Annotated in this window: 25 protein-coding genes; 15 read left to right on the top strand and 10 right to left on the bottom strand. The window is 66.2% G+C overall.

Going from position 1 to position 25,709, the window contains the following annotated elements; all coding sequences use genetic code 11:
• Positions 1-58: 58 nt before the first annotated feature.
• The 4 genes from QMZ16_RS08410 to QMZ16_RS08395 all read right to left on the bottom strand — a co-directional run bounded on the left by QMZ16_RS08410 (position 59) and on the right by QMZ16_RS08395 (position 5,113).
• Positions 59-1,870 carry an assimilatory sulfite reductase (NADPH) flavoprotein subunit gene (locus QMZ16_RS08410; RefSeq protein ID WP_282602902.1) on the bottom strand — a complete coding sequence of 604 codons (1,812 nt, stop codon included), beginning with the start codon at positions 1,868-1,870 and terminating at the stop codon, positions 59-61.
• Between the two features lie 46 nt (positions 1,871-1,916).
• Positions 1,917-2,606: a phosphoadenylyl-sulfate reductase gene (locus QMZ16_RS08405; protein WP_342662143.1), complete on the bottom strand. Its 690-nt coding sequence runs from the start codon at positions 2,604-2,606 to the stop codon at positions 1,917-1,919.
• Positions 2,607-2,670: 64 nt separating this feature from the next.
• Entirely contained in the window at positions 2,671-4,386 is a 1,716-nt protein-coding gene (cysI, locus tag QMZ16_RS08400) for an assimilatory sulfite reductase (NADPH) hemoprotein subunit (RefSeq protein ID WP_282602901.1), read from the bottom strand.
• A 73-nt stretch (positions 4,387-4,459) separates the two neighbouring features.
• Complete coding sequence (locus QMZ16_RS08395; protein ID WP_022706386.1) at positions 4,460-5,113, bottom strand: peroxiredoxin; 654 nt, start codon at positions 5,111-5,113, stop codon at positions 4,460-4,462.
• A gap of 353 nt (positions 5,114-5,466) precedes the next feature.
• On the opposite strand from QMZ16_RS08395, the gene QMZ16_RS08390 reads away from it, so the two are divergent.
• The 9 genes from QMZ16_RS08390 to QMZ16_RS08350 all read left to right on the top strand — a co-directional run bounded on the left by QMZ16_RS08390 (position 5,467) and on the right by QMZ16_RS08350 (position 14,358).
• Positions 5,467-6,111, top strand: a complete 645-nt coding sequence (locus tag QMZ16_RS08390) for an aspartate/glutamate racemase family protein (RefSeq protein ID WP_282602900.1) — start codon at positions 5,467-5,469, stop codon at positions 6,109-6,111.
• Between the two features lie 165 nt (positions 6,112-6,276).
• Positions 6,277-7,881, top strand: a complete 1,605-nt coding sequence (locus tag QMZ16_RS08385; protein ID WP_282602899.1) for an ABC transporter substrate-binding protein — start codon at positions 6,277-6,279, stop codon at positions 7,879-7,881.
• A 53-nt stretch (positions 7,882-7,934) separates the two neighbouring features.
• A complete protein-coding gene (locus tag QMZ16_RS08380; protein WP_022706383.1) occupies positions 7,935-8,888 on the top strand; it encodes an ABC transporter permease in 954 nt (317 codons plus the stop codon).
• A gap of 3 nt (positions 8,889-8,891) precedes the next feature.
• The gene (locus QMZ16_RS08375; protein ID WP_282602898.1) at positions 8,892-9,782 is read left to right on the top strand and encodes an ABC transporter permease; all 891 of its coding nucleotides are present in this window, start codon (positions 8,892-8,894) and stop codon (positions 9,780-9,782) included.
• Positions 9,769-10,797, top strand: a complete 1,029-nt coding sequence (locus QMZ16_RS08370; protein ID WP_282602897.1) for an oligopeptide/dipeptide ABC transporter ATP-binding protein — start codon at positions 9,769-9,771, stop codon at positions 10,795-10,797. Before QMZ16_RS08375 ends, QMZ16_RS08370 begins: the two co-directional genes overlap by 14 nt.
• Complete coding sequence (locus tag QMZ16_RS08365) at positions 10,794-11,774, top strand: ABC transporter ATP-binding protein (protein ID WP_282602896.1); 981 nt, start codon at positions 10,794-10,796, stop codon at positions 11,772-11,774. The genes QMZ16_RS08370 and QMZ16_RS08365 overlap by 4 nt, the downstream gene beginning before the upstream one ends.
• A gap of 4 nt (positions 11,775-11,778) precedes the next feature.
• Complete coding sequence (locus QMZ16_RS08360; RefSeq protein WP_282602895.1) at positions 11,779-12,963, top strand: amidase; 1,185 nt, start codon at positions 11,779-11,781, stop codon at positions 12,961-12,963.
• Positions 12,960-13,430, top strand: a complete 471-nt coding sequence (locus tag QMZ16_RS08355; RefSeq protein WP_282602894.1) for a RidA family protein — start codon at positions 12,960-12,962, stop codon at positions 13,428-13,430. Before QMZ16_RS08360 ends, QMZ16_RS08355 begins: the two co-directional genes overlap by 4 nt.
• A 409-nt stretch (positions 13,431-13,839) precedes the next feature.
• Positions 13,840-14,358, top strand: a complete 519-nt coding sequence (locus tag QMZ16_RS08350; RefSeq protein ID WP_348984659.1) for a LysR substrate-binding domain-containing protein — start codon at positions 13,840-13,842, stop codon at positions 14,356-14,358.
• A gap of 34 nt (positions 14,359-14,392) precedes the next feature.
• On the opposite strand, the gene QMZ16_RS08345 is transcribed toward QMZ16_RS08350, so the two are convergent.
• From QMZ16_RS08345 to QMZ16_RS08320, 6 genes are all read right to left on the bottom strand, one after another.
• Positions 14,393-15,457 (bottom strand): glycine betaine/L-proline ABC transporter ATP-binding protein, encoded by a 1,065-nt coding sequence (locus QMZ16_RS08345; protein WP_022706373.1) that lies wholly within the window; start codon positions 15,455-15,457, stop codon positions 14,393-14,395.
• Complete coding sequence (locus tag QMZ16_RS08340) at positions 15,450-16,334, bottom strand: proline/glycine betaine ABC transporter permease (protein ID WP_282602892.1); 885 nt, start codon at positions 16,332-16,334, stop codon at positions 15,450-15,452. The genes QMZ16_RS08345 and QMZ16_RS08340 overlap by 8 nt, the downstream gene beginning before the upstream one ends.
• 87 nt (positions 16,335-16,421) lie before the next feature.
• Complete coding sequence (locus QMZ16_RS08335) at positions 16,422-17,405, bottom strand: ABC transporter substrate-binding protein (RefSeq protein WP_282602891.1); 984 nt, start codon at positions 17,403-17,405, stop codon at positions 16,422-16,424.
• A 298-nt stretch (positions 17,406-17,703) separates the two neighbouring features.
• On the bottom strand, positions 17,704-18,036 hold the full coding sequence (locus QMZ16_RS08330; RefSeq protein ID WP_282602890.1) for a hypothetical protein: 333 nt from the start codon (positions 18,034-18,036) through the stop codon (positions 17,704-17,706).
• A gap of 93 nt (positions 18,037-18,129) precedes the next feature.
• Complete coding sequence (locus QMZ16_RS08325) at positions 18,130-19,266, bottom strand: Gfo/Idh/MocA family oxidoreductase (protein WP_282602889.1); 1,137 nt, start codon at positions 19,264-19,266, stop codon at positions 18,130-18,132.
• 10 nt (positions 19,267-19,276) lie between these two features.
• Entirely contained in the window at positions 19,277-19,948 is a 672-nt protein-coding gene (locus tag QMZ16_RS08320) for a GntR family transcriptional regulator (RefSeq protein WP_282602974.1), read from the bottom strand.
• Positions 19,949-20,091: 143 nt separating this feature from the next.
• Here QMZ16_RS08320 and QMZ16_RS08315 point away from each other — a divergent pair, with 143 nt between their 5' ends.
• From QMZ16_RS08315 to dctP, 6 genes are all read left to right on the top strand, one after another.
• Complete coding sequence (locus QMZ16_RS08315) at positions 20,092-21,246, top strand: LLM class flavin-dependent oxidoreductase (RefSeq protein ID WP_282602888.1); 1,155 nt, start codon at positions 20,092-20,094, stop codon at positions 21,244-21,246.
• Between the two features lies 1 nt (position 21,247).
• On the top strand, positions 21,248-22,138 hold the full coding sequence (locus QMZ16_RS08310) for an aldo/keto reductase (RefSeq protein WP_282602887.1): 891 nt from the start codon (positions 21,248-21,250) through the stop codon (positions 22,136-22,138).
• Positions 22,135-22,638: a flavin reductase family protein gene (locus QMZ16_RS08305; protein WP_022706366.1), complete on the top strand. Its 504-nt coding sequence runs from the start codon at positions 22,135-22,137 to the stop codon at positions 22,636-22,638. Before QMZ16_RS08310 ends, QMZ16_RS08305 begins: the two co-directional genes overlap by 4 nt.
• A gap of 64 nt (positions 22,639-22,702) precedes the next feature.
• A complete protein-coding gene (locus QMZ16_RS08300; RefSeq protein WP_282602886.1) occupies positions 22,703-23,299 on the top strand; it encodes a TRAP transporter small permease in 597 nt (198 codons plus the stop codon).
• Positions 23,299-24,588 (top strand): TRAP transporter large permease, encoded by a 1,290-nt coding sequence (locus QMZ16_RS08295; RefSeq protein WP_022706364.1) that lies wholly within the window; start codon positions 23,299-23,301, stop codon positions 24,586-24,588. Before QMZ16_RS08300 ends, QMZ16_RS08295 begins: the two co-directional genes overlap by 1 nt.
• 29 nt (positions 24,589-24,617) lie before the next feature.
• Positions 24,618-25,676, top strand: a complete 1,059-nt coding sequence (gene dctP, locus QMZ16_RS08290; protein ID WP_022706363.1) for a TRAP transporter substrate-binding protein DctP — start codon at positions 24,618-24,620, stop codon at positions 25,674-25,676.
• Positions 25,677-25,709 lie beyond the last annotated feature (33 nt).

The raw sequence follows: 25,709 nt of genomic DNA, 5'->3' as shown, positions 1-25,709 counted from the left end.
CGAATTGCACCGGGGGCACGCGATCCCTGACGACGGGCCGCGTGCCCTTGCGCGGTCGTCAGTAGACGTCGCGCTGATAGCGGCGGTTGTCGCGCATCTCGACCAGGAAGGCCTCGGCGCTTTCGACGCTGTGCTTGCCATGTTCGACCAGCACCTGGATCAGGGCGTCGTGGACGTCCTTGGCCATCCGGTCGGCATCCCCGCAGATATAGAGATGCGCGCCCTCGTCCAGCCATTTCCACAGCTCGGCACCCTGTTCGACGATGCGGTGCTGGACATAGACCTTCTCGGCCTGGTCGCGGCTGAAGGCCACGTCCAGCTTGGTCAGCAGGCCCGATTTCAGATAGCCCTGCAGTTCCACCTGGTAGAGGAAGTCCTGCGTGAAATGCGGGTTGCCGAAGAACAGCCAGTTCCGGCCCGACGCGCCATCCGCATCGCGATCCTGAAGGAAGGCGCGGAAGGGGGCGATGCCCGTGCCGGGGCCGATCATGATGACGGGCGCGTCCGGATCGGCGGGCAGGCGGAAATTGTTGTTCTCCTCGACGAAGACGCGCAGTTCGCCCGCATCGGCAAGGCGGCGGCCCAGATGGCCCGACGCGCCGCCCAGGTGGTTGCGGCCATGGGCGTTGTATTCGACTACGCCGACGGTCACGTGCACCTCGTCCTCGGCCTCTTTCTGGCTCGAGGCGATGGAATAGAGCCGCGGCTGCATCTTGCGCAGGCTGTCCACCAGCGATTGCGGCGTGGCGCCGTCCTTGTGTTCGCGCAGGATGTCGAAGATCTGGCGATCGGCGATGTATTCGCGCAGCGCGGCCTTGTCGGAGGCCAGCTTGCGCAGGGCGTCGTTGTCGGTCGCCTCGGCGAATTTCTCGACGAAGGTGGGATAGGACTGGGTCAGCTCCAGATCCTGGGTCAGCGCCTCGCGCAGCGTCTTCTGCTGCCCGCCGACCGTGACCTCGGCCGCGCCGTCAAGGTTCAGCAGCGCCAGCGTCTCGTCGACCTCGACCGGGTCGTTGTGGAAATACACCCCAAGCGAGTCGCCCGCCTGATAGGTGATCCCCGAACCTTCCAGCGACACCTCGAGGTGACGCACGTCCTTGGTGCTGTCGCGGCCCGTGATCTTCTGGACGGCGTTCACCTCGGCGGTGAAGGGGTTCTTCTTGGTCCATTGCGACGCGGCGGGCGCGGGGGCGGCCATGCCCGGGGTCAGCGGCACGACGTTGCTGGGCTGCGCATCGGCCTTCAGGTCGGGCTCGAACGCATCGACGGTGCCGTCGATCCAGGCGGCGGCGTGATCGTCGTAATCCACGTCCAGCAGCGCGCGTTCGACCAGCACGGTCGCACCGAGGGCCGTCAGGCGTTCCTCGAAATCGACGGCGGTCTTGCAGAAGAACTCGTAGCTGGTATCGCCCAGGCCCAGCACGGCGATCTTGGTGCCATCCAGCTTCGGCGCCTTCTTGGACCCAACGAAATCGAACAGCTTCAGCGCGGGTTCGGGCGGCTCGCCCTCGCCATAGGTCGAGACGACGACCACCATGTAGCGTTCGTTCTTCAGCTGGTTCGGCTTGTAATCGGCCATGTCCACCAGCTTGACGTCCAGCCCGCGCGCCTTGGCCTTGGCGGCCACGTCCTGCGCGACATGCTTGGCGTTGCCGGTCTGCGACCCGTACAGCACCGTCAGCACGGCCTTCTCGGCCTGCTGGGCAGGCGCCTGCACGGCGGTCGCCCCCGCCGCACCTGCGGTCGCGGCCAGGAAGCCGCTGATCCAGGCCTGCTGGATCGGGGTCAGGGTCGTCAGAAGCGTCTGCATCTGGGTCGACTGCTCGGGGGTCAGCGGGTTCAGGCCGGGGGGAAGGGTGTTGGTAAGCACGGGAATTGTCTGCCTTGGTCTGTCTGGGTGCCGGAAGGATGCGGGATCAGAGATGGAGGCCGCATTCGCGGGTGGTGCCGAAGAAGCGCGTTTCCTCTTCGGTCATGCCGTCTTCCAGCCGCCTGGTGGTGTGGATGTCGCCCACGCTGACATAACCCTCGTCCCACAGTGGGTGATAGGGCAGATCATGCTGGCGCAGATAGCGGTGAACGTCGCGGTTGGTCCAGTCGATGATGGGATTGACCTTGATGCGCCCGTCCTGCAGCTCGACCACGGGACGGTTCGCGCGGCTTTGCGACTGGCTGCGGCGCAGGCCGGTGAACCAGGTGTTCACGCCCAGCTCCTCCAGCGCGCGCTGCATCGGTTCGACCTTGTTGATCGTGTTGTACTTGCGGATGCCTTCCTCGCCCTGTTCCCACAGGGCACCGAAGCGGGTCTCCTGCCAGGCGGGGCTCATCTCGGCGCGGTAGATGTGCAGGTTAAGCTGCAGCCGGTTCGTCAGCTCGTCGATGAAGCGGTATGTTTCCGGGAACAGATAGCCGGTATCCATCAGCAGCACCGGGATGTCGGGCCGGAAGCTGGTCATGAGGTGAAGCATGACCGCCGACTGAACGCCGAAGCTGGACGAGACGACATGGGTGCCCGGCAGATGCCGCAGCGCCCATTCGACCCGTTCCTGCGGCGAGCGTTCGGCAAGCGCCGCGTTCGCCTCGTCCACCAGCGCCTCGGGGCGCATGGTGCCGGCATCAGGAATGTTGCGTTCAGCCATCATCGTCTTTGCCTCCGGTTACGGCCGTGGATCAGGCGTGGAAGTCGGTCACGGACACCTTGACCTCGGGGACGACACCCTTCCGGATGACGAAATCGCCGAAGCCCTCGTCCTCGTTGCGCTCGGCCGCCCATTGGCCGATCAGCGTGTCCAGTTCGGCCAGGATCACCTCGGCCGAGACGTTTTCCAGGTGCAGCTTGGGAATGCGGGTGCCCACGCGGTTGCCGCCCAGATACAGGTTGTACTTGCCCGGACCCTTGCCCACGAGACCGGCCTCGGCCAGCATCGCGCGACCGCAGCCGTTCGGGCAGCCGACGACGCGCAGGATCAGGTGGTCCTGGCCGATGCCGTGCTTCTCCAGCAGACCCTCGACGTTCTCGACCAGCTCGGGCAGGAAACGCTCGGCCTCGGCCATGGCAAGGGGGCAGGTCGGCAGCGCGACGCAGGCCATCGAGTTCTTCAGCTGCGGCGTCATCAGATCGTCGATCAGGCCGTGCTCGCGGGCGATGCGCTCGATCTCGGCCTTCTGATCCGCGGGGACGCCCGCGACGACCAGGTTCTGGTTCGCCGTCATGCGGAAGTCGCCCTGGTGGATCTCGGCGATCTTGCGCAGGCCGGTCTTCAGCGGACGGCCCGGGTAATCGAGGATGCGGCCCGACAGGATGTACAGCGTCAGGTGATGCTTGCCGTCCACGCCCTCGACCCAGCCGAAGCGGTCGCCGCGGGTGGTGAACTCGTAGGGACGCGAGGGGCCGAACTTGACGCCCGCACGCTTCTCGACCTCGGCCTTGAAGGTGTCGGTACCGACGCGGTCCAGCGTGTATTTCGTCTTGGCGTTCTTGCGGTTGACGCGGTTGCCCCAGTCGCGCTGCACGGTCACGACATGCTCGGCCACGGCCAGCGTGTGCTCCAGCGGGATGAAGCCGAAATCGTCGGCCTTGCGCGGATAGGTGGCCGTGTCGCCATGGGTCATCGCCAGGCCGCCGCCGACCAGCACGTTCCAGCCGATCAGCTTGCCGTTCTCGGCGATGGCGACGAAGTTCAGGTCGTTGGCGTGGACATCCACTTCGTTGTTGGGCGGGATGCTGACGGTGGTCTTGAACTTGCGCGGCAGGTAGGTGTTGCCGAGGATCGGCTCCTCGGTGGTCTGCACCTTCTCGCCGTCCAGCCAGATCTCGGCATAGGCGCGGGTCTTCGGCAGCAGGTGCTCCGAGATGCGCTTGGACCATTCATAGGCTTCCTGGTGCAGCTCGCTCTCGACCGGGTTGGTGGTGCACAGCACGTTGCGGTTCACGTCGCCCGCGGTCGCGATGCTGTCGATGCCGGCGCTGGCCAGCGTCTGGTGCATGTTCTTGATGTTCGGCTTCAGCACGCCGTGGAACTGGAAGGTCTGGCGCGTGGTCAGACGGACCGAGCCGTAGATCGTGTGATCGGCCGCGAACTTCTCCACGATCAGCCACTGCTCGGGGGTGATGATCCCGCCGGGCATGCGGGCGCGCAGCATGACGTTGTGCAGCGGCTCCAGCTTCTGCTGGGCGCGTTCGGGGCGGATGTCGCGGTCGTCCTGCTGATACATGCCGTGGAAGCGGATCAGCTGGAAATTGTCGGCAGTAAAGCCGCCGGTGATGCGGTCCTGCAGGTCCTCGGTGATCGTGCCGCGCAGGAAGTCGCTCTCGCGCTTCAGGCGCTCGTTGTCGGCAAGCTTGCCTTCGACGATCAGGTTCGGGTTCGCGGTGTTGTCCAGCATGGCTATCGGCTTCTCTGCACGGGCTTTGGAGGGGCGGACCGGGCGGCAAATCGTGCCGCCCGGAACATCAGGGTCACGCAGGCAGCTTGGCCTTGCGCAGATAGGGGAGGACCTTGTCGAAGCTGCCGAACTTGGCGGTCGCGTCCTCGTCGCTGACGGATGCCGGGATGATGACATCCTGGCCCAGCTGCCAGTCGGCGGGGGTGGCCACGCCCTTGGCGGTCGAGGTCTGCAGGCCGTCCAGCGCGCGCACGATTTCCGCGAAGTTGCGGCCGACCGTCATCGGATAGGTCATGGACAGCTTCAGCTTCTTGTCCGGACCGATGATGAAGACCGAACGCACGGTCGCGCTGTCGGCGGGGGTGCGGCCATCGGGCAGATAGGCTTCGGCGGGCAGCATGTCGAACGCCTTCGACACTTCCAGCCCGTCATCGGCGATGATCGGGAAGCCCGCGGCGGCACCGCCATAGCTCTCGATGTCGCCCTTCCACTTCTTGTGGTCCTCGACGCCGTCGACCGAAACGCCGATCACCTTGGTGCCGCGCTTGTCCCATTCGTCGGCCAGGCGCGCGACGGCGCTGAACTCGGTGGTGCAGACGGGGGTGAAATCCTTGGGGTGGCTGAACAGGATGGCCCAGCTGTCGCCGATCCAGTCATGCAGGGCAAAGGTCCCCTGGTCGGTGGTGACCGTCAGGTTCGGGATGGTGTCGTTCAGACGCAGTGCCATAATTGCGGTTCCTTCTTGACCTGTCTGCTTCGTGGTCGTCCGGCCGGATGGCCCGGCGGATCACTCCTTGCTGCGCTATAGATCGGATCGTGCCGCGCCTGCGCAACGGGGGCGCCGGAAGAAAAGGAAAGGCTTGGCGCTGTCGTTCCACGGGCAGAACGGACGTTCCTCGGATCGGGCGGAAGGCGGAAGGTTGTTTTTCGCATTCTGCCCATGCGGCGGGCAGCCGGAAGAACCTTCCCCCGAAACGCGGATTCGGTGGTCATGCCGCAGTGCCGAAAGGGCGCAGGTGCTTGCCACCGGTCGCGGCACGGGATCAGGCTTGGCGCAACTCTGGTTCCGGCGGGTGGATGATGACGACGATTGCGCTGATCAACCCGAATTCGAACACCGCGACCACGGCGCGGATGGTGGCGCTGGCGCAGGCCGCGGTGCCGCGGGCCAGCATCACGGGGCATACCGCGACCCGCGCGCCCGGAATGATCCTGACCGAGGGTGAACTGATCGCCGCCGCCCCCGAGGTCGAGCGCATCGGCCATGCGCTGCGGGGCGTGGACGGGGTGATCGTCTCGGCCTTCGGGGATCCGGGGGCGGATGCGCTGGCCGCGGCGCTGCCGGTGCCGGTGACGGGGCTGGCGCAGGCCAGCTTTGCGGCCGCCGCGCGTCACGGGCGGTTCGGCGTGGCCACGACGACGCCCGCGCTGGTCGCGGCGATCGACGCGCGGGCCGCGCAGCTTGGGCATGGGGACCGCTTCGTGGGCACCTTCACCGCGGGCGATGTCGATCCGCGCCAGCTGATGGACGACCCGGACTGCCTGATCGATACGCTGGTGCGCGCCGTGCGGATGGCCGTTGCGCGCGGGGCCGATGCCGTCTGCATCGGCGGCGGCCCCCTGTCGGGGCTGGCGGACCGGATCGCGCTGAAGGTGCCGCTTATCGACGCGGTGACCGCCGCGGCCCTTGATATGAAGCGACAAATTCAGTCCCGCGCGACCTGACCCTGCGTCAAAACGGGGCAATCTGTATACATCATGCGTGCGCATCGCGCATTTCGGAAAATCCGCCCATTTTCGCGCCAGTTGACCGTGCAAACGCACGATACGTCCGGAACCATGCCGGGGAAGCCATGACGGGCCGGTCGGTCCGAAACAAGGAGATCCACGTTGCTGAACTTCCGTAAGACGCTTTCCGCACTGGCGCTGTCGGTGGCCTTCATGGGGGCGCATGGTGCGCTGGCCGAAGGTACGCTGCGCATCGGCATGACCGCCGCCGACATCCCGCTGACGACCGGCCAGACCGACCAGGGCGGCGAGGGGATGCGCTTCATGGGCTATACGGTCTATGACGCGCTGATCAACTGGGACCTGTCCAGCGCGGACAAGCCCTCGGAGCTGGTGCCCGGCCTTGCGACCGAATGGACCACCGACCCCGAGGATCGCACCAAGTGGACGCTGAAGCTGCGCGAGGGCGTCAAGTTCCACGACGGCAGCGACTTCACCGCCGAGGACGTGGTCTGGAACCTCGACAAGCTGCTGGTCGAGGATTCCGAGCAATACGACCCGCGCCAGTCCGCGCAGGGCAAGTCGCGCATCCCGGCCATCGCCAGCTATCGCGCCGTGGACGATCACACGCTTGAGATCGTGACCAAGGAACCCGATGCCACGCTGCCCTATCAGCTGGCCTGGATCATGGTGTCGTCCCGCGCCAACTGGGAGGCGCTGGACAAGGACTGGGAAAAGGTCGCGGCCAGCCCCTCGGGAACGGGTCCGTGGAAGCTGGAGGCCTTCGTGCCGCGCGAACGCGCCGAACTGGTCCCCAACCCCGATTACTGGGATGCCGAGCGCGTGCCCGAACTGGACAAGATCGTCCTGATCCCGCTGCCCGAGCCGAACGCCCGTTCCGCGGCGCTGCTGTCGGGGCAGGTGGACTGGATCGAGGCGCCCGCGCCCGACACCATCCCCGCGATGGAGGGGAACGGCTTCGTCATCTCGTCGAACGCCTATCCGCACAACTGGACCTGGCACCTGTCGCGGCTTGACGATTCCCCCTGGAACGACATCCGCGTCCGCAAGGCCGCGAACCTGGCCATCGACCGCGAGGGCATGGGCGCGCTGCTGGGCGGGCTGATGATCCCGGCCGAGGGCTTCCTGCCGCCCGGTTCGGCATGGTTCGGCGAACCCGAGTTCAAGCCGACCTACGACCTGGAGGCCGCGCAGGCCCTGATGACCGAAGCCGGCTACGGTCCCGACAACCGCCTGTCGGTCAAGGCGCTGATCTCTCCTTCCGGGTCGGGCCAGATGCTGCCGCTGCCGATGAACGAATACATCCAGCAGTCGCTGGCCGAGGCCTGGATCGATGTCGAGTTCATGGTCGTGGAATGGAACCAGATGATCAACCTGTGGCGCGCCGGCGCCGAGGATCCGTCGGTCGAGGGGTCGCAGTCGATCAACTTCACCTATTTCATCCAGGATCCCTTCACCGGCCTGATCCGTCACCTGGATTGCAACCTGATCGCGCCCAACGGCACCAATTGGGGCCATTACTGCGACGACGAGATGCAGTCCCTGTTCGAGGAGATCAAGACCACCTTCGATCCCGAGGAGCAGGTGAAGGTGCTGCAGCGCACCCACGAGAAATACGTGGACGACGCGCTGTTCCTGATGGTCACGCACGATGTCGCGCCGCGCGCCATGGCGCCCAAGGTGAAGGGCTTCGTGCAGGCCCAGAACTGGTACCAGGACTTCTCGTCGATCACGATCGAGGAGTGAGCTGAAACCGGCGGCGCCCTTCGCGGGGTGCCGCCATCAGCCAGGAACGTCACGTGCTCAGCTATTTCCTACGACGCCTCATCCTTGTGCTGCCGGTCGCCTTCGGGGTCTCGGTGGTGTGCTTCATGCTGGTCCAGATCGCGCCGGGCGATCCGTTGACCGCGATCATGCCGGTGGATGCCACCGCGGAACAGCAGGCCGCGATGCGCGCGGCCTACGGTTTGGACAAGCCCGTCCCCGTGCAATACCTCATCTGGATCGCGAACCTGCTGCAGGGCGATATGGGCCGGTCAATCGCCACCGGACGCCCCGTCGCGGCCGAGGTCTTCGGCGCGGTCGGCAATTCGCTGCTGCTGGCCTTCTCGGCGGCGATCATCGCCTTTCCCATCGGCACCTTCCTGGGCTTCCTGGCCGGGTATTTCCGCGACACGGTTCTGGACCGCGCGGTGACGGCGATCTCGATCGCGGGCGTGTCGGTGCCGAACTACTGGCTGGGGATCGTCCTGGTCATCATCTTCTCGGTCAACCTGGGCTGGCTGCCCTCGATGGGCGCGGGACCGGGCGGGTCGCAGGACTGGCACTGGGACTGGACCCATATCCGCCACCTGATCCTGCCCGCCGTGACGCTGGCCGTGGTGCCCATCGGCATCGTCGCCCGGACCGTGCGCGCGCTGGCGGGTGACATCCTGTCGATGGATTTCGTCCAGGCGCTCTATGCCAAGGGGATGAGCAGGGGCGACGTGCTGCGCCATGTCGCGCGCAACGCCGCCGCGACCGCGCTGTCGGTCATGGGCCTCCAGCTTGGCTATCTTCTGGGCGGGTCGATCCTGATCGAGACCGTCTTCAACTGGCCCGGATCGGGCTTCCTTCTGTCGAACGCGATCTTCCAGCGCGACCTTCCGCTGCTGCAGGGCACGATCCTCATCCTTGCGATGTTCTTCGTGGCCATGAACCTGATCGTGGACGTGGCGCAGGCCGCCATCGACCCCCGCATCAAGAGGAGCTGAGCCATGGCGCAGGTCGAAGCGGAACTGCAACCGCAAGCCGAAGCCGCGCCCAAGCCGCAGGGCTACTGGTCGGGCGTTCTGGGCAGGCTGGCAGGCGACAAGGTGGCGATGGCCTGCCTGATCGTGATCGCGCTGCTGATCCTGTCGGCGGTCTTCGCCCCCTGGCTGGGGCTGGCCGATCCCTATCGCGGGTCGATGATCGCCCGCCTGAAGCCCATCGGCACCGAGGGGCACATCCTGGGCACCGACGAACAGGGCCGCGACATGCTGGCCCGCCTGATCTATGGCGGCAGGCTGACGCTGTTCATCGGGCTGATGCCGGTGGTCTTCGCCTTCTTCATCGGCAGCGCGTTGGGCATTGCCGCGGGCTATGTCGGCGGGCTGACCAACACCATCATCATGCGCGTGGTGGACGTGTTCTTCGCCTTCCCCTCGGTCCTGCTGGCCATCGCCATTTCCGGTGCGCTGGGGGCGGGGATCACGAACAGCCTCGTGTCGCTGACGATCGTCTTCATCCCGCCCGTGACCCGCGTGGCCGAGGCCGTGACCTCGGGGGTGCGCAGCCTCGACTATATCGACGCGGCGAGGGCGTCGGGGGCAGGGGCGCTGACGGTGATCCGCGTCCATGTCATCGGCAACGTGCTGTCGCCGATCTTCGTCTATGCGACCTCGCTGACCTCGGTCTGCATGATCCTTGCGGCGGGGCTGTCCTTCCTGGGCATCGGCGTGCGCCCGCCCGAACCCGAATGGGGCCTGATGCTGAACACGCTGCGGGCCGCAATCTATGTCGATCCGTGGCTGGCTGCCCTGCCCGGTGTGATGATCTTCGCCACCTCGCTCTGCCTCAACCTGCTGAGCGATGGCCTGAGGAGTGCAATGAATGTCCGCGACTGATACCGCCCGAAGCGCCGCCCCGCTGCTGAGCGTGCGCGAACTGAAGAAGCACTTTCCCATCCATGGCGGCATCCTGGGACGACAGCAGGCGGTGGTGCAGGCCGTGGACGGCGTCAGCTTCGAGGTCGCCGCGGGCGAGACCCTGGGCATCGTCGGCGAATCCGGCTGCGGCAAGTCCACGACCGCCAAGCTGCTGATCGGCCTGACCCAGATGGACGAGGGCGACATCGTCCTGGACGGCAGGCGCCTTGGCCCCGACATGTCACTCAAGGCGCTGCGGCGCGACATCCAGATGGTGTTCCAGGACAGCTATGCGTCCCTGAACCCGCGCATGACCATCGGCGACAGCGTGGCCTTCGGCGCACGGGTGCAGGGCCTGGACGATCCGCAGGGCCGCGCGCGTCGGCTGATGGCACGGGTGGGGCTGGACCCCGACCGCTTTGCCGGACGCTATCCGCACGAATTGTCGGGCGGGCAGCGTCAGCGCGTCAACATCGCGCGCGCGCTTGCCATGTCGCCCAAGGTCGTCGTCCTGGACGAGGCCGTCAGCGCGCTGGACAAGTCGGTCGAGGCGCAGGTCCTGAACCTGCTGGCCGATCTGCGCGAGGAATTCGGGCTGACCTACATCTTCATCAGCCACGACCTGAACGTCGTGCGCTACATCTCGGACCGCATCCTGGTGATGTATCTGGGCGAGGTGGTCGAGGTCGCGCCCGTGGACGACATCTGGAACGCGCCGGCGCATCCCTATACGCGGTCGCTGTTCTCGGCCATGCCGTCGATGGACCCCGACAACCGCACGACCAAGCCGCCGCTGTCGGGCGATCCGCCGAACCCGATCGATCCGCCCTCGGGGTGCCGCTTCCACACGCGCTGCCCGATGGCCTCCGAGGTGTGCAAGCGCAAGCACCCGGTGCTGGGGCGCATGGGGCAGGGGTCCCCGCATTGGGTGGCCTGCCACCTGCACGATCCGGCCTCGGGGCATCCCAAGGCAGCCGAGGGGGCAAGCGCATGACCGATCCCATCCTGCAGATCGACAACCTCAACGTCCGCTTCAAGGGCAAGCGCACCGTCCACGCGATCAACGACCTGTCGCTGAAGCTGATGCCGGGCGAAACCCTGGCCCTTCTGGGCGAGAGCGGTTCCGGCAAGAGCGTCACGCTGAAGACGCTGCTGCGCCTGCTGCCCGAAAGGCGGACGGGTCTGGACGGCAGCATCGCCTTCGACGGCACCGACATCATGACCCTGTCGGGCAAGCGTCTGCGGTCCTATCGCGGGGGCGACGTGTCGATGGTGTTCCAGGAGCCCGCGCTGGCGCTGGACCCGGTCTATACCGTGGGCGACCAGATCGCCGAGGCCGTGATGCGCCACAAGGGCGTGGGCAAGTCCGAGGCGATGGCCACGGCGCTGGACATGCTGACCCGCGTGCGGATCCCGTCGCCCGAGCGGCGGCTGAAGAACTATCCCCACGAATTGTCGGGGGGGATGCGGCAGCGCGTGATGATCGCGCTGGCGCTGGCCTGCCGCCCCCGGCTGCTGCTGGCGGACGAACCCACGACCGCGCTGGATGCGACCGTGCAGATCCAGATCCTGCTGCTGCTGCGCGAATTGCAGCGCGAGTTCGGGATGGCCGTGATCTTCGTCACCCACGACATCGGCGTCGCGGTCGAGATATCGGAACGGATCGCGGTGATGTATGCCGGCCAGATCGTCGAGGAGGGCACCACCCGCGAGGTCATCGCCGATCCCCAGCACCCCTATACCCAAGGGTTGCTTGCCGCGAACCTGCACGATGTGGCCAAGGGCACGCGGCTGGACGCGATCCCCGGTGCGCCTCCGTCATTGGAGACGCGGCCGGATGCCTGTTCCTTCGCCCCGCGCTGCCCGCTGGCGCTGCCCGCCTGCCGTGCGGAACTGCCGCCCGTGAAGACGCCGGGACCCCGTCGGCGCGTGGCCTGCCTGCGTGCGGGCGAACCCATCGCGGCGGAATAAGGGGATGCTGCTTTCGCAAGACCCCTATCGCGCCTTCATGCCCTATCCCCCCGTTCCGGTGCCCAACGCGCCGGGCGGGCCGCTGGCGGGGCTGACCCTTGCGGTCAAGGACATCTTCGACGTGGCCGGATACCGGACGGGATGCGGCTGCCCCACGCGGCTGGCGGCCAGCCCGGTGGCCGAGGCGACGGCCCCTGCGGTCCAGCGCCTGCTGGATGCGGGCGCGCGCTTCGTCGGCAAGACCCATACGGACGAGTTGGCCTGGTCGATGTACGGCATGAACGCCCATTTCGGCACGCCGGTGAACCCCGCCGCGCCCGACCGCATCCCGGGGGGATCGTCCTCGGGGTCGGCGGCGGCGGTCGCGGGCGGGCTGGCCGATATCGCCATCGGGTCCGATACGGGCGGATCGGTGCGCGCGCCCGCCAGCTTCTGCGGGATCTGGGGGCTGCGACCGACGCATGGGCGCGTGTCGCTGGAGGGTGCGATGGCGCTGGCCCCCAGTTTCGACACCTGCGGCGTCTTCGCCCGCGACGGGGGCACGCTGGCCCGCGCGGTCGATGCGCTGATGGACGACGATCCGCTGCCGCTGGACGATCCCGAATACCTGCTGGCCGCGGACATGGCAGCCGAACTGGCCCCGCCCGCCCGCGCGATCCTGAGCGATTTCGCCCAAGGCTTCGATCCGCGCGACGTGAAGGTCTTTCCCGAAGGCGTCGATGCTGCCCATGCGGTCTTCCTGGGCGCCATGACCGCCGACTGCAAGGAAGCGATCCTGCCCTTCATCCGCGCGTCCGGCATGCCGCTGGTGCGCGGGATCGACGGTCGCGCCGCCGCGGCCAAGGCCATGCCCGCCGACAGGATCGAGACCGCGCGTGCCGCAAGGCGCGACTATGCCGCGCATGTCGCGGGCGTTCTGGGGCGCCGGGGCGTCATCATCGCCCCGGCCTCGCATGACGTTTCCTTCCGGCTGGATGCCCCGGTCGAGGTGTTCGACACTTATCGCCACGGGGCGCAGCGCCTGCTGTGCGCCGCCGGGATGGCGGGACTGCCGCAGGTGGTCCTTCCGGCCGGCCGGATCGAGGGGGCGCCCTTCGGGCTGTCGCTGATCGGTCCGCGTGGATCCGACCGTTCGCTGGTCGCGTTGGCCTGCCGAATGCAAGAAACCAAGGGGAGGGTTCCGGCATGACCGATTGTCCGATCGAAACGAAACTGCACGAGATGGGCCTTGCGCTGCCCACGACGGCGCCCGCGCGGGCGCTGTTCCTGCCGGGCAAGATCAGCGGCAACATGCTGTATCTGTCGGGGCAGATCTGCGAGTGGGAGGGCGAGCCGCTGTATTTCGGCCCCGTCAGCTGGGGTTTCGACATTACCGAGGGGCAGGCCGCCGCGCGGATGTGCGCGCTGAACCTGCTGTGGTCCATCAAGGAGGTCGCGGGGTCCCTGTCGCGGGTGTCGCAGATCGTGCGGGTGGGCGGCTTCGTCGCGGCACCGGCGGGTTACGGCGACGGTCCGTTCATCGTGAACGGTGCCTCGCAGCTGTTCATCGACCTGTGGGGCGATGCAGGGCAGCATGCACGCACGGCGGTGAACGTAGCCTCGTTGCCCGCGAACGCGCTGGTCGAGGTCGAGGCCATCGTCGAGCTGAAGGACTGAGGAAAGGGCGCCCCGGCCGGGGCGCCCCCTTCGTCAGAACAGCATGGGCGCGATCAGCCCCTCGGGCAGGCGCAGCGTCATGGCTCGTGATATGCACCTCATACAGGCAAAGGCTGCCAGTCATCGCAGGCAGCGCGATTCGGCAGCAGACTCGTAACCTGCCCTGTCATCTCGTTCGCGCTGATCGATGCGACGCCGACAACCATGTTCGAAATGCGTTACCCAATGCCGCCTACCACGTCGTCCGCCGCGCCAAAAGCGAAGGTGTCTGCGCGTCGTTCTAATATTCAGTTCGGGCGAAGCTGCGGATTGCAGTTTTCTGAAGCATCGATGCCAGAGCAGTACCAGTAGCGACTCTGAGGATCTGCGCGCCTTCGCCGCTGCCGTTGGCATGCGAGGCTTCTAAGCGGTGAGCGCAGTCAACCCGCCCCAGCATTTCACGTTCAGACGTTGTCAGACGCTGGAACTGGCGCTGGATGTAGCGCAGCTGATACCCGTGACTAAGATCAGGCCGCCCTTTGCGCCACGAAATGGGGCCAACTGCCCCAAGGATCACCCGCTGATGTCGCGGCAGTTGCTGTCATGGGGCGAGCTGGCCGATCACCGTTTCATCACGGTGGGGCGGGGCAGTGGCAACAGGCTGATCATGGATCTTGGGCTGGCCCAATCGCGCCTGCGACCGCAGCCCTTCTTCGAGGTGCAGCACCTCTCCACCTCGCTTGGCCTGGTCGAGGCGGGGCTGGGCGTCGCGGCGCTGCCGCGCATGTCGATGCCCGTGGGGCCGCATCCGCGCATCGCGACCGTCAGGCTGACCGATCCCGTGATCCGCCGCACGGTCGGGATCGTGCGCATCGCGGGTCGCAGCCGATCGCCCGCAGCCGAACTGTTTCACGAGATGCTTCTCAGCCGCTGGCGCATGGCCGAATGAGAAAGGGCGCGGTCATCCCGCGCCCTTTCCGAACTCATGCCACCTGGCTTTCGGGATCGACCTCTTCGGTGTCGTCCGGGGCGATCATCTCGGCCACGCATTTTGACAGGGTGACCATGCCGACATGCTGACCGTCGCGCCCGGTGATGTTGGCGCGCGACACCTCGGCATTGGTCATGGCGCGGGCGGCCTCTTCCAGCAGGGTCGATGCGGGCAGGGTGACCGGCGTTTCCGCATGGGCGCCCTTGCGCATGATCGTGCGGACCGAGATGACATGGCCGCGGCGCACGTCGCGCACGAAGCTGGCGATATAGTCGTCCTTGGGGCGCAGGACGATCTGTTCGCCCGTCCCCTGCTGGATGATCTTGCCATCGCGCAGGATGGCGATGCGTTCGCCAAGGCGCAGCGCCTCGTCCAGGTCGTGGGTGATGAAGACGATGGTCTTCTTCAGCTCGGATTGCAGGTCCAGAAGCACCGACTGCATGTCGGTGCGGATCAGCGGGTCCAGCGCCGAGAACGCCTCGTCCATCAGCAGGATCTCGGCATCGTTGGTCAGGGCGCGGGCCAGGCCCACGCGCTGCTGCATCCCCCCCGAAAGCTGGTTGGGATAGCTTTCCTCGAACCCTTCCAGACCCACGCGGGTGATCCAGCGGCGCGCACGCTCCTCGGCCTCGCGGCGGGAGACGCCGCGCACATGCAGGCCGTAGGTGGTGTTTTCCAGCACCGTCCAATGCGGGAACAGCGCGAATTTCTGGAACACCATGCCGGTGCGCTGGCGACGGAACTCGCGCAGCTCGGTCTCGGACATCTTCGCGATGTCCTGACCGTCGAACAGCAATTCGCCCGCGGTCGGGTCGATCAGGCGGTTGATATGCCGGATCAGGGTCGATTTCCCCGAACCGGACAGCCCCATCACGACCTGGATCTTGCCCGCGGGGATGGTCAGGTTGATGTCGTCCAGCCCCAGCACGTGGTTGTGCTGGGCCTTCAGCTCTTCCTTGGTCATCCCGTTGCGGACGCTTTCCACGTGCTTGGCGGCGTTCGGACCGAAGATCTTGTAGAGATTGCGGATCTCGATGTCGTGGGTTGCCTCAGCCATGCACGGCCTCCAGGTGCTTCTGCAGGCGCTTGCCATAGGCCTGCGTCGCGCGGTCGAAGATGATGGCGATGGCGACGATGGCCAGGCCGTTCATCACGCCCAGGGTGAAGTATTGGTTGTTGATCGCCTGAAGGACGGGCTGGCCCAAGCCGCGCACGCCGATCATGGATGCGACCACGACCATGGCCAGGCTCATCATGATGGTCTGGTTGACGCCCGCCATGATGGTCGGCAGCGCCAGCGGCAGCTGCACGTCCGTGAGCTTCTGGCGCGCGCTGGAACCGAAGGCCTCGGCGGCCTCGAGCACGTCGGCGGGAACCTGGCGGATGCCCAGGTTGGTCAGGCGGATGATCGGCGGCACGGCATAGATCACGACGGCGATCACGCCCGGAACCTTGCCAAGGCCGAAGATCATCACGACCGGGATCAGATAGACGAAGCTGGGCATCGTCTGCATCATGTCGAGGATGGGCGTGATGGTCGCGTTCGCGCGGTCCGACCGCGCCATGAGGATGCCGGTGGGGATGCCGATCACGACCGCGATCAGCGTGCAGACGGCGACCATGGCGATCGTGCGCATGGTGTCTTCCCACATGCCGAAATAGCCGATGGCCAGCAGCGCCAGCACGGTGCCGCCGACGATCTTCAGGTTCCGGCCAAGCGCCCAGACGAGGCCTGCCAGCGCGGCCAGCACCAGGATCCAGGGGCTGTCGATCAGAAGGTCTTCGATGAAGACCAGCAGAAGCTGGATCGGGTGGAATATGTTTTCGAGGGTTTCGCCATAAGCCCGCGTGAATTCGCGGAAAGCGCCGTCGATCGCGATGCGCATCTCGCGCAGGTCGCTGCGGCCCATGGCGGGGAAATCTACGAGGTCCATTGGTTCTTTTTCTTCCTCAGGAGGAGGGTAAGGCCTTGGGGTGGCAGGGCGCGGGGATGCCGCGCCCGCCCATCGTGCAGGCGCCGATTACAGCGCGCCTTCGACCTCGGCCGCGACCTCGTCCGAGAGCCAGGCCTTCCAGATCTCGGGATAGTTCTCGAGGAAGTAGTAGGCGCCGTCCTCGTTGGTGGCTTGGTTGTCGCCCATCCATGCCAGCAGCTCGTTCACGGTGTCGTTCGACCAGGCGCGCTTGCCCAGATACTCCATCGTGACCGGGTTGTTCTCGGCGAACTCGGTGGTGACGGCGGTGAACACGTCAGAGCTGGGCCATTCGTTCAGCTGCGGGTCCTCGCAATTGTTGACGACCGTGCAGTTGTCCCAGCTTTCCTTATCGTGCTCGACGCCCAGCTCCAGCTTGGTCATGTCGTACTGACCCAGGATCGCCGTCGGCGCCCAGTAGTAGCCCAGCCAGCCTTCCTCGCGGTTGAACGCACGCGCGATCGAGCCGTCGAGACCCGCGGCGGAACCGCTGTCGACCAGCTCGAAGCCCTTTTCCTCGGCGCCGAGCGCCTGGAACTGGTTCGCGGTGATGATCTGGCAGGCCCAGCCCGAGGGGCAGTTGAAGAACGCGCCCTTGCTGCTGTCCTCGGCGCCCGGGAACAGCTCGGGATGCGCCAGCGCGTCCTCGATCGTGGTGATGTCGTTGGCCTCGGCCACGGCGGTCGGGATCCAGAAGCCCTCGACGCCGCCATCCGACAGGATCTGCGAGGCGACGGTGATGCGGCCTTCCTCGACCGCGGCGTCCAGCGGCACCTTGACCGCGTTCACCCACAGTTCGGGGGCGATGTCGGGTTCGCCCTTTTCGTTCATCGAAGTAAAGGTCGGGACGGTGTCGCCGGTGACCATGGCCACGTCGCAGTCGTAACCTTCCTCGAGGATGATCTTGTCCACCCATGCGGCCAGACCGGCCGAGGCCCAGTTCATCTCGGCAATCGTGATGTCGCCGCAATCCTCGGCGAAGGCCGCCGGGGCAGTCATCATCAGGCCAAGGACGGCCAGGGTGGGTTTCATCGGATTCATGTGCACTCCCAGTGTGACTTGTCGAGGGATCGGGCCGCTTGGGCGCCCCGAAAATGGCCGCTTGGATGCGGCTTCAGATACGCAAGTGTGAATAGATGATAGACAAGCGATTTTGATTTGTCACATCAGGAACGCGAATGGTCGCTAAATGGTTGCGCAAGCTTGATAATTTAGGCCGTCGAAGTAACGTGACGCAGCGTGAGGTTAGCGCCGGACAAGAATCGTCTGCATGAAAGAACCCGCGCCATCGGAATGGCGCGGGTCCGGGATGTTCGATGGCCCTGTCGGCTCAGTTCGAGAAGGCGTCGATGAGGTTCAGAATCGCAAGGATCCGGCGCGTGTCGCGATCCACGCGATAGACGCGATTCCCGTCACGGTAGTAATCCCAGTCGGGACGGGCCTGCAGGTCGTAGCGGCGCGGATCCGCGATCCGGCGGTAATCCTCGACCCGCAGGTGGTCGCCGCGGTTCCACTGCTTCTTTGCCTGACCCGGAGGCACGCAGGCAGGGCTCTTCTTGGCAAGACCCGGCGGGCAGCCGTTGGAATGGCCGGGATTGGCCAGCACGGGCGGGGCGGTGACCGCGATCAGCGCCGCGGCGGTCAGGGTGGCAAGGGTTCTCATGTCGTGTCCTTCATGCAGTCCGGATGCGACATAACGCGCGAACCCCCGCCGGTCGCATCACGGATGGGCGACCGGCGGGGATCTGCCGATGGTTCAGGCGTCGAATTCCGACAGTTCGACCGCGCGTCCTTCGATCATCGAACGCTGCGCGGCCATGCCCATCAGCACGGCCCACCGGCCATCCTCGATGCTGACCTCGGGGGCGGGGCGTTCGCCGCGCACCACCTCGAGGAAGCGCTGGTGCTGGTAGAAGGTCGAGCCGTTGTGGTCGCCGGCCTCCAGCAGGGTCGGATCGACCGGGATCTCGTGGACCTCGGGGCCCTTGGGTTCGCGCGGGGACACGATGACCTGCGCGACGGGCGGGGCGCCCAGATGTTCGGGCCAGAAGCGGCCCGGTCCCGGCACAAGGGCCTCGATCTTGCCACGGTGACCGACGGCGCTGATCTCTTCCTGCCAGCGGGCGCCTTCGGCGAACATGCACAGCTCCAGCATGGCGCGCATGCCGCTGGCGAATTCGACGATGACATAGCCGTGGTCGAAGATGTCGGGGACATGCCCCTCGTAGGCCTCGTCCTGGTGGTTCTGCGCCTGGCCGCCCATGGCCATCACGCGGACCGGGTCGGATTTCAGCGCAAGGCGCATCAGGTCGAAGAAGTGGCAGCACTTCTCGACGAAGGTGCCGCCGGTATAGCGGTTGAACCGGTTCCAGTCGCCCACCTTGCGCAGGAAGGGGAAGCGGTGTTCGCGGATCGTCAGCATCCGGATGCCGCCGGTCGCGGCCTCGGCCTGTTCCAGCAGTCGCGCGACGGGGGGCATGTAGCGATATTCCATCGCCACCCAGACCGGCGCGGGATAGCTGCGGGCGAATTCCGCGACGGCGCGCGAATGCTCGGGATCGGTGAACAGCGGCTTCTCGACCAGGACGGGCAGGGCCTTGCGGGCGGCGACGGCCTGCAGCTGCTCGACATGGCGGAAGTTGGGGCTGGCGATCAGCAGGCAGTCCAGATCGTCATCGGCCAGCAACTCGTCCAGCGTGTCGACCATGCGTGCCTCGGGGGCGATGCGCGCGGCCTCGGCGCGCATCAGGGGGTCGGGCTCGTAGATCGTGCCCACGCGGGTGCCCTGCAGCAGCGCGATGTTGCGCAGGTGCTCTTGTCCCATCATGCCGCATCCGATGACCCCATAGGTCACGGTGCGAACAACCGGCTTGAACAGCGTATCGGTTGTCATCTTCTCCTCCTCAGATGAGACGCTGAACATACAGCGCCTTTTCGGTGTCGTACCAGGTACGGGAAAACTCGACCGCGGTGGTCGTCTGGGCCCAGGACAGCCGCTCGATATAGGCGGTGGTCGTGCCGGGGCTCAGGGTGAATTCGGGGGGCGACCAGGCGGGGACGCGGCCGATGCCGACGCGATCCTCGGCGCGGGTGATCCACAGCTTCAGCGCCTTCTTGTAGGTCAGGTACAGCGAATCCTGCACCGCCTCGCGCGGGATGCGGCCCACGGCGCCGTCCAGCCAGATCTCCTCGACGGCGATCATGGTGCGGTCCAGGAAGCGCAGGCGCCGGAAACGCGTGCCGTGGTCCGATCCGCCCCATTCGGGCTGACGGTCGTCCTTGGGCAGCCAGTCCACCGACAGCACCTGCGCGACGGGCAGACCGCCCCCGCCATTCGCATGTTCCAGGCGGAACATCGAATAGACCGATTCGACCCTTTCGCCCGACCGGACGTAATTGCCCGAGCCGTGGCGGCGTTCGATCAGCCCCTGATCCTGCAGGACCGTCAGCGCCTTGCGCAGGGTCCGCACCGTGGTGCCGTGAAGCCGCGCAAGTTCCCGTTCCGGCGGCAATTTCTGCCCGTCCTGCAACCGTCCCGCCGCCAGGTCGCGGATCATCATCTCGCTGATCTGCATGTAGATCGGCAAGGCGTCGCTGCGCTGGTCGCGGGGCTGATCGGGGTCGGTCAAAATCTGGTCCGTCGAATTGATGCACCATTGATTTACATCAAGGACAGGGGTAGCAAAAGAGAAATTCGAAGGCGACTCGGGAGGAGTTCATGTCCGTCGTACCTGTCACATCCGCCGATCTGGAGGCGGTCGAGGTCGCTTGGTTCTCGGCTCTCTGCTCGGACGATTACCGCCATCTCGGCGTGCCCGAAAACGACCTGCGTTCGTCCTGGGCGCATTGCTCGGACATCGTGAAGACCGCCGAGGCGCAGGGCTTCGGCAACATCCTGTGCCCGTCATCCTACCAGGTGGGGCAGGACACGCTGAGCTTCGTGGCGGGCTGCGCGCCGATCACGAACGCGATCAACATGCTGGCCGCCGTCCGCTGCGGCGAGATGCAGCCCATCATGCTGGCCCGCACCATCGCGACGCTGGACCACATGCTGCAGGGTCGCCTGACGGTGAACATCATCAGCAGCGACTTCCCCGGCCAGAAGGAACCGAGCCCCTTCCGCTATCAGCGTTCCCGCGAGGTGGTCGAGATCCTGAAGCAGGCCTGGACGCAGGACAGCATCACCTACAAGGGGCAGGTCTACGACTTCTCGGATGTGAACACCGATCCGGCGCGCCCCTATCAGACGAACGGCCCGATGCTGTATTTCGGCGGCTACAGCCCCGATGCGCTGGACCTGTGCGGCCAGCATTGCGACGTCTACCTGATGTGGCCGGAAAAGACCGAGGACATCGCCGACCGCATGAAGGCCGCGAATGCCGCGGCCGAGAAATACGGCCGCACGCTGGATTACGGCTTCCGCGCCCACGTGATCGTCCGTGACACCGAGGCCGAGGCCAAGGAATACGCCCGCGAACTGGTCAGCAAGCTGGACGACGAACAGGGCCGCCTGATCCGCGAACGCGCGCTGGATGCGGGCTCGCTCGGCGTCAGCCGGCAGGCCCGCAACCGGGAACTGGCCGATCTGGAAGGCTATATCGAGCCGAACCTGTGGACCGGCGTGGGCCGGGCGCGTTCGGGCTGCGGCGCGGCCATCGTCGGATCGACCGACCAGGTGCTGACCAAGCTGGAGGAACTGCGCCGGATGGGCATCAGGGCCTTCATCCTGTCGGGTTATCCGCATATCGACGAGGCCGAGCATTTCGGCAGCCGCGTGCTGCCGCAGATGAACACCTGCCAACTGAACCGCGTGTGGGGTCGCGTGCCCGACACCACCCCCAATACCCCGCTCGGCGCGGGTGAAAGGCGCTGATATGGAACGCGTGAAGCTGAACGACGACCTGGAACTGTCGCGACTGGTCTATGGCATGTGGCGGATCGGCGACGATGCCGACACCTCGACCAGGCATGTCCGGGCCAAGATCGACGCCTGCCTTGCGCAGGGCATCACGACGATGGACCAGGCCGACATCTATGGCGATTACGGCGCCGAGGCGATCCTGGGCGCGGCCCTGCGCGAGGATCCGTCCCTGCGCGACCAGATCGAGATCGTGACGAAATGCGACATCGTCGCGCCGATCGGTCGCCACTCGGATGCGCCGTGCAAGTATTACGACACCTCGAAGGCCTATATCGACGCGGCGGTGGAAAACTCGCTGCGCGACATGGCGATCGACCGGATCGACCTGCTGCTGATCCACCGCCCCGATCCGCTGATGGACCACCGCGAGACCGGCGCCGCGCTGGACGCACTGGTCGCATCGGGCAAGGTGCGCGCGGTCGGCGTGTCGAACTTCCGTCCCTGGGATGTGGACCTGCTGCAATCCGCGATGGAGACGAAGCTGGCCACCAACCAGATCGAGATCTCGCTGGCGGCGGTCTCGCCCTTCACCGATGGCGATCTGGCCTTCCACCAGCGTCGTGACGACGCAGTCATGGCTTGGTCGCCCCTTGGCGGCGGCAGCCTGATGACCGGCGACGGTCCGGTCGCGCGCGAACTGGACGCCATCGCGGCCGATCGCGGCGTGGACCGCGCGGCGGTGGCCGTGGCCTTCCTGCTGCGCCACCCCGCCCGCATCCTGCCGGTGCTGGGCACCAATTCGCTGAACCGCATCCCGCGGATCGCGGACGCGCTGAAGGTCGAGCTGACCCGCATCGAGTGGTTCCGCCTGTACCAGGCCGCACTGGGCCGCGAGGTCGCATGACCGACACGCATCGCAGCTTCGTTCCGACTGCCGAGAACGGTCGCGACCTTCGCGACGCCTTCGGGCGTTTCGCGACGGGCGTGACCGTGGTCACGGCCTGCGGCGCCGAGGGCTGCGCCGCGATCACCGCGAACAGCTTCAGCTCGATTTCCATGGAACCGCCGCTGGTCATGTGGTCACCCGCGAAATCCAGCGCGCGCCACGACGAGTTCGCGGGCGCCGAACATTTCGCGATCCATGTGCTTGCCGCCGACCAGATCGACCTGGCGATGGCGATCGCCAAGGACCGCCGCGCGATGGTCGATGCGGTTCTGGGAACCAATGACGACGGCGTGCCCGTGCTGGACGACTGTCTGGCGCGTTTCGACTGTCGTCGCTATGCCTTGCACGAGGCGGGCGATCACACGATCGTCCTGGGCGAGGTCCTGCGGGCGACGATCCGCACGGGCGCGCCGCTGGCCTTCTTCGGGGGCAGGGTCGCCAGGGTCGTCGAGGACTGACCCGTGGGGCCCGACCGTTGAGGAGCGGTCGGGCCTTGTGACATTGAATGGGAGGGGGATCTTCATGATCCGCATTGATGGCGTGATCCGGCCCTTGTCGTGGATCAACGAGCGCGTGCTGAAGGCTGGCCGCGCCGTGGGCATCGCCGCAGTCGCGGTGATGGTGGCCGTCACCATCCTGCAGGTCTTCTGCCGTTACGTGCTGGGCAGCGCCCTGGCGTGGCCGGACGAGGCCGCGCGTTTCTGCATGCTGTGGATGACCGGGCTGATGGCGCCCACCGCGATGCGTCGCGGGGGCTTCGTCGCGATCGACATCCTGCCGACCATGCTGCCGGCCTTCGCGGCGCGGGTGCTGAACCTGTTCCTGCTGCTGGTGTCGCTGGTCGTGCTGGTCGTCGCGCTGCAGATCGGCTGGGCCGAGATGACGGGCCTTGGCGGGCGCTTCGCCTCGGCCTCGCTCTATCTGCCGCTGAACCTGGAATTCAGCGAATGGTATCGCATTCCGCGGTCCTGGATGATGGCCTCGCTTCCGGCGGGCCTCGTGCTGCTGATCTCGGTCGGCGTCGAACTTGTCCTTCGCAACATCGCGGCCCTGATGGGGCACGACGTTCCGCTTCTTCCCGAATCCGAGGCCGAGACCGGCATCCAGGGGGTCGACTGATGCTTGTCTGGTTTCTTCCGCTTTTCCTCGTCTTCCTGCTGATCGGCCTGCCGGTCGTCTTCGGCATGCTTGCCGCGCCGGGTCTTCTTCTGTGGCTGAACGGCCAGGAACGCGATCTGACGCTGCTCTATCGCAACCTCTATAACGGGATGGACAGCTTCCCGCTGATGGCGATCCCCTTCTTCATGCTGGCGGGCGAGCTGATGAACCGCGGCGGGATCACCACCCGCCTGGTCGAGTTCGCGCAGGCGCTGATGGGTCATTTCCGCGGCGGCCTGGCGCATGTGAACGTGCTGTCCTCGATGCTGTTCGCGGGCCTGTCGGGTTCGGCGGTCGCCGATACCTCGGCCCTTGGGTCGATGCTGATCCCCGCGATGGAGAAGCAGGGCTATACCCGCCGCTTCGCCGCCGCGATCACGGCGGCCAGCTCGGTCATCGGGCCGATCATCCCGCCCTCGGGCATTATGATCATCTATGCCTATGTCATGGGCGAAAGCGTGGCTGCGCTGTTCCTTGCGGGCATCGTGCCGGGGGCGCTGGTGGGCATCGGCCTGATGATCGTGGTCAAGCTGATGGCGGACAAGTACGACTTCCCCGTCGCCTCGAAGCGCTACAGCTGGGGTGAACGGGGGCAGGCAAGCCTCAAGGCGTTCTTCCCGCTGATGACGCCGGTCATCATCCTGGGCGGCATCCTGCTGGGCGTCTTCACCCCGACCGAGGCCGCGGCCGTCGCCGCCGTCTATGCGATGTTCATCAGCCTGTTCGTGCTGCGCACGATGCGCTTTGCCGAACTGCCCGACGTGCTGGGCCGTGCGGGGCTGACCTCGGCGGTGGTGCTGCTGCTGGTCGGTGCGGCCATGTCCTTCAAGACGGTCGTGTCGCTGTCGCAGACGCCGCAGATGATGGCCGAGTTCATCCTGACCCTGACCGAGAACCCGCTGCTGCTGCTGTTCCTGATCAACGTGCTGCTGTTCATCGTGGGCATGTTCCTGGACGCGGGGCCCGCTATCATCATCCTGGCGCCGATCCTGGGACCGGTCTTCACCAGCATGGGCGTCGACAGCGTGCATTTCGCGATCATCATGTGCGTCAACCTGACCGTGGGTCTTGCGACGCCGCCGATGGGACTGGTGCTGTTCGTGGCCTCGGCGGTGTCCGGCGAAAGGGTCACAACCATCTCTCGCGCGATCCTGCCGTTCCTTGCCGTTGAAATTCTGGTCATTTTCCTGATCACCTATTTCCCGGCAATCTCGATGACGATCCCGCGTCTGACGGGATTCGCAAACTGAACGTACCATGGCCTGACAGGGAGGATTTCATGCCTGGAACCAAGAAGCTGACGCTGGCGGCGACGCTTGCGATGACGGCCTTCGCGATGCCCGCGATGGCGGCGGACTATACCATCCGCGCGGTCGCCAACTCGAACGAGGCGGACGAGGATTACGACGGCCTGCAGGTCTTCAAGTCCTATGTCGAGGCCGCGTCGAACGGCGCGATCGAGGTCGAGATCTACATGGGCACGCAGCTCTGCTCGAACGGGGCCGAGTGCCTTCAGGGCGTGGCCGACGGCTCGATCGACGTCTACATCTCGACCTCGGACGGGGCGTCGGGGCTGTTCCCCTATCTGCAGGTGCTGGACCTGCCCTACATCATGGCCGACGACCGCGTGGCCGAGCGCGTGCTGACGGGTGACTTCACGCGCCAGCTGCGCGACATGACGCTGGCGGATTCGGGCGACACGCTGCGCCTGATGACCATCGGCAATACCGGCGGCTGGCGCAATTTCGCCAATACCGAGCGTCAGATCCAGACCCCCGAGGACATCGCGGGCCTGAAGATGCGCACGGTGGTGTCGGACCTGCCGCAGGAACTGGTGCGCGCGCTGGATGCCTCGCCCACGCCGATCCCGTGGCCCGAGCTGTTCACCTCGTTGCAGACGAACGTGGTCGAGGGGACGGCGAACGGGATCACCGACATCATGTCGATGAAGTTCCCCGAGGCCGGGCTGACGCACCTGACGCTGGACGGTCACGCCTATATGGGCGCGATGTGGTGGATGTCGAACCAGAAGTTCATGGAGATGCCCGAGGACATGCGGATGATCGTCGTGGACGGCTTCTCGCATCTGCAGCAGGCGACCTTCGAATCCCCCAAGCGCAAGTCGATCGCCGCCTACGAGGCCTTCGCCGAGGCGGGGGGCGAGGTCTACGTGCCCACCCCCGAGGAAAAGCAGGCCTTCAAGGAGGCCGCGCAGCCCGTCTACGAATGGTTCACCGGCAGCGTCGATGGCGGCGAGGAGATCCTTGCGGACTTCCGTGCGGCGGTCGAGGAGGCCGAGCAGGAGCTGACCGCGGAACGCACCCGCGACATCCAGTAAGCGGGACGATCCACCAAGACCGGAAGGGGGCCG

Origin of the sequence: Paracoccus sp. PARArs4 (genome assembly GCF_947311865.1) — a bacterium.
Classification (GTDB): Bacteria; Pseudomonadota; Alphaproteobacteria; order Rhodobacterales; family Rhodobacteraceae; genus Paracoccus; species Paracoccus zeaxanthinifaciens.
This window is presented reverse-complemented; position numbering and strand designations above follow the sequence as displayed.

What these genes read in the sequence shown, in the direction of transcription:
- QMZ16_RS08295 (WP_022706364.1), top strand. Translation starts at nt 23,299, where the DNA reads ATGCTTGTCTGGTTTCTTCCGCTTTTCCTCGTCTTCCTGCTGATCGGC.
- QMZ16_RS08360 (WP_282602895.1), top strand. Translation starts at nt 11,779, where the DNA reads ATGCTGCTTTCGCAAGACCCCTATCGCGCCTTCATGCCCTATCCCCCC.
- QMZ16_RS08305 (WP_022706366.1), top strand. Translation starts at nt 22,135, where the DNA reads ATGACCGACACGCATCGCAGCTTCGTTCCGACTGCCGAGAACGGTCGC.
- QMZ16_RS08365 (WP_282602896.1), top strand. Translation starts at nt 10,794, where the DNA reads ATGACCGATCCCATCCTGCAGATCGACAACCTCAACGTCCGCTTCAAG.
- QMZ16_RS08335 (WP_282602891.1), bottom strand. Translation starts at nt 17,405, where the DNA reads ATGAAACCCACCCTGGCCGTCCTTGGCCTGATGATGACTGCCCCGGCG.
- dctP (WP_022706363.1), top strand. Translation starts at nt 24,618, where the DNA reads ATGCCTGGAACCAAGAAGCTGACGCTGGCGGCGACGCTTGCGATGACG.
- QMZ16_RS08300 (WP_282602886.1), top strand. Translation starts at nt 22,703, where the DNA reads ATGATCCGCATTGATGGCGTGATCCGGCCCTTGTCGTGGATCAACGAG.
- QMZ16_RS08330 (WP_282602890.1), bottom strand. Translation starts at nt 18,036, where the DNA reads ATGAGAACCCTTGCCACCCTGACCGCCGCGGCGCTGATCGCGGTCACC.
- QMZ16_RS08345 (WP_022706373.1), bottom strand. Translation starts at nt 15,457, where the DNA reads ATGGCTGAGGCAACCCACGACATCGAGATCCGCAATCTCTACAAGATC.
- QMZ16_RS08340 (WP_282602892.1), bottom strand. Translation starts at nt 16,334, where the DNA reads ATGGACCTCGTAGATTTCCCCGCCATGGGCCGCAGCGACCTGCGCGAG.
- QMZ16_RS08315 (WP_282602888.1), top strand. Translation starts at nt 20,092, where the DNA reads ATGTCCGTCGTACCTGTCACATCCGCCGATCTGGAGGCGGTCGAGGTC.
- QMZ16_RS08405 (WP_342662143.1), bottom strand. Translation starts at nt 2,606, where the DNA reads ATGCGCCCCGAGGCGCTGGTGGACGAGGCGAACGCGGCGCTTGCCGAA.
- QMZ16_RS08320 (WP_282602974.1), bottom strand. Translation starts at nt 19,948, where the DNA reads ATGCAGATCAGCGAGATGATGATCCGCGACCTGGCGGCGGGACGGTTG.
- QMZ16_RS08370 (WP_282602897.1), top strand. Translation starts at nt 9,769, where the DNA reads ATGTCCGCGACTGATACCGCCCGAAGCGCCGCCCCGCTGCTGAGCGTG.
- cysI (WP_282602901.1), bottom strand. Translation starts at nt 4,386, where the DNA reads ATGCTGGACAACACCGCGAACCCGAACCTGATCGTCGAAGGCAAGCTT.
- QMZ16_RS08375 (WP_282602898.1), top strand. Translation starts at nt 8,892, where the DNA reads ATGGCGCAGGTCGAAGCGGAACTGCAACCGCAAGCCGAAGCCGCGCCC.
- QMZ16_RS08355 (WP_282602894.1), top strand. Translation starts at nt 12,960, where the DNA reads ATGACCGATTGTCCGATCGAAACGAAACTGCACGAGATGGGCCTTGCG.
- QMZ16_RS08395 (WP_022706386.1), bottom strand. Translation starts at nt 5,113, where the DNA reads ATGGCACTGCGTCTGAACGACACCATCCCGAACCTGACGGTCACCACC.
- QMZ16_RS08390 (WP_282602900.1), top strand. Translation starts at nt 5,467, where the DNA reads ATGACGACGATTGCGCTGATCAACCCGAATTCGAACACCGCGACCACG.
- QMZ16_RS08325 (WP_282602889.1), bottom strand. Translation starts at nt 19,266, where the DNA reads ATGACAACCGATACGCTGTTCAAGCCGGTTGTTCGCACCGTGACCTAT.
- QMZ16_RS08310 (WP_282602887.1), top strand. Translation starts at nt 21,248, where the DNA reads ATGGAACGCGTGAAGCTGAACGACGACCTGGAACTGTCGCGACTGGTC.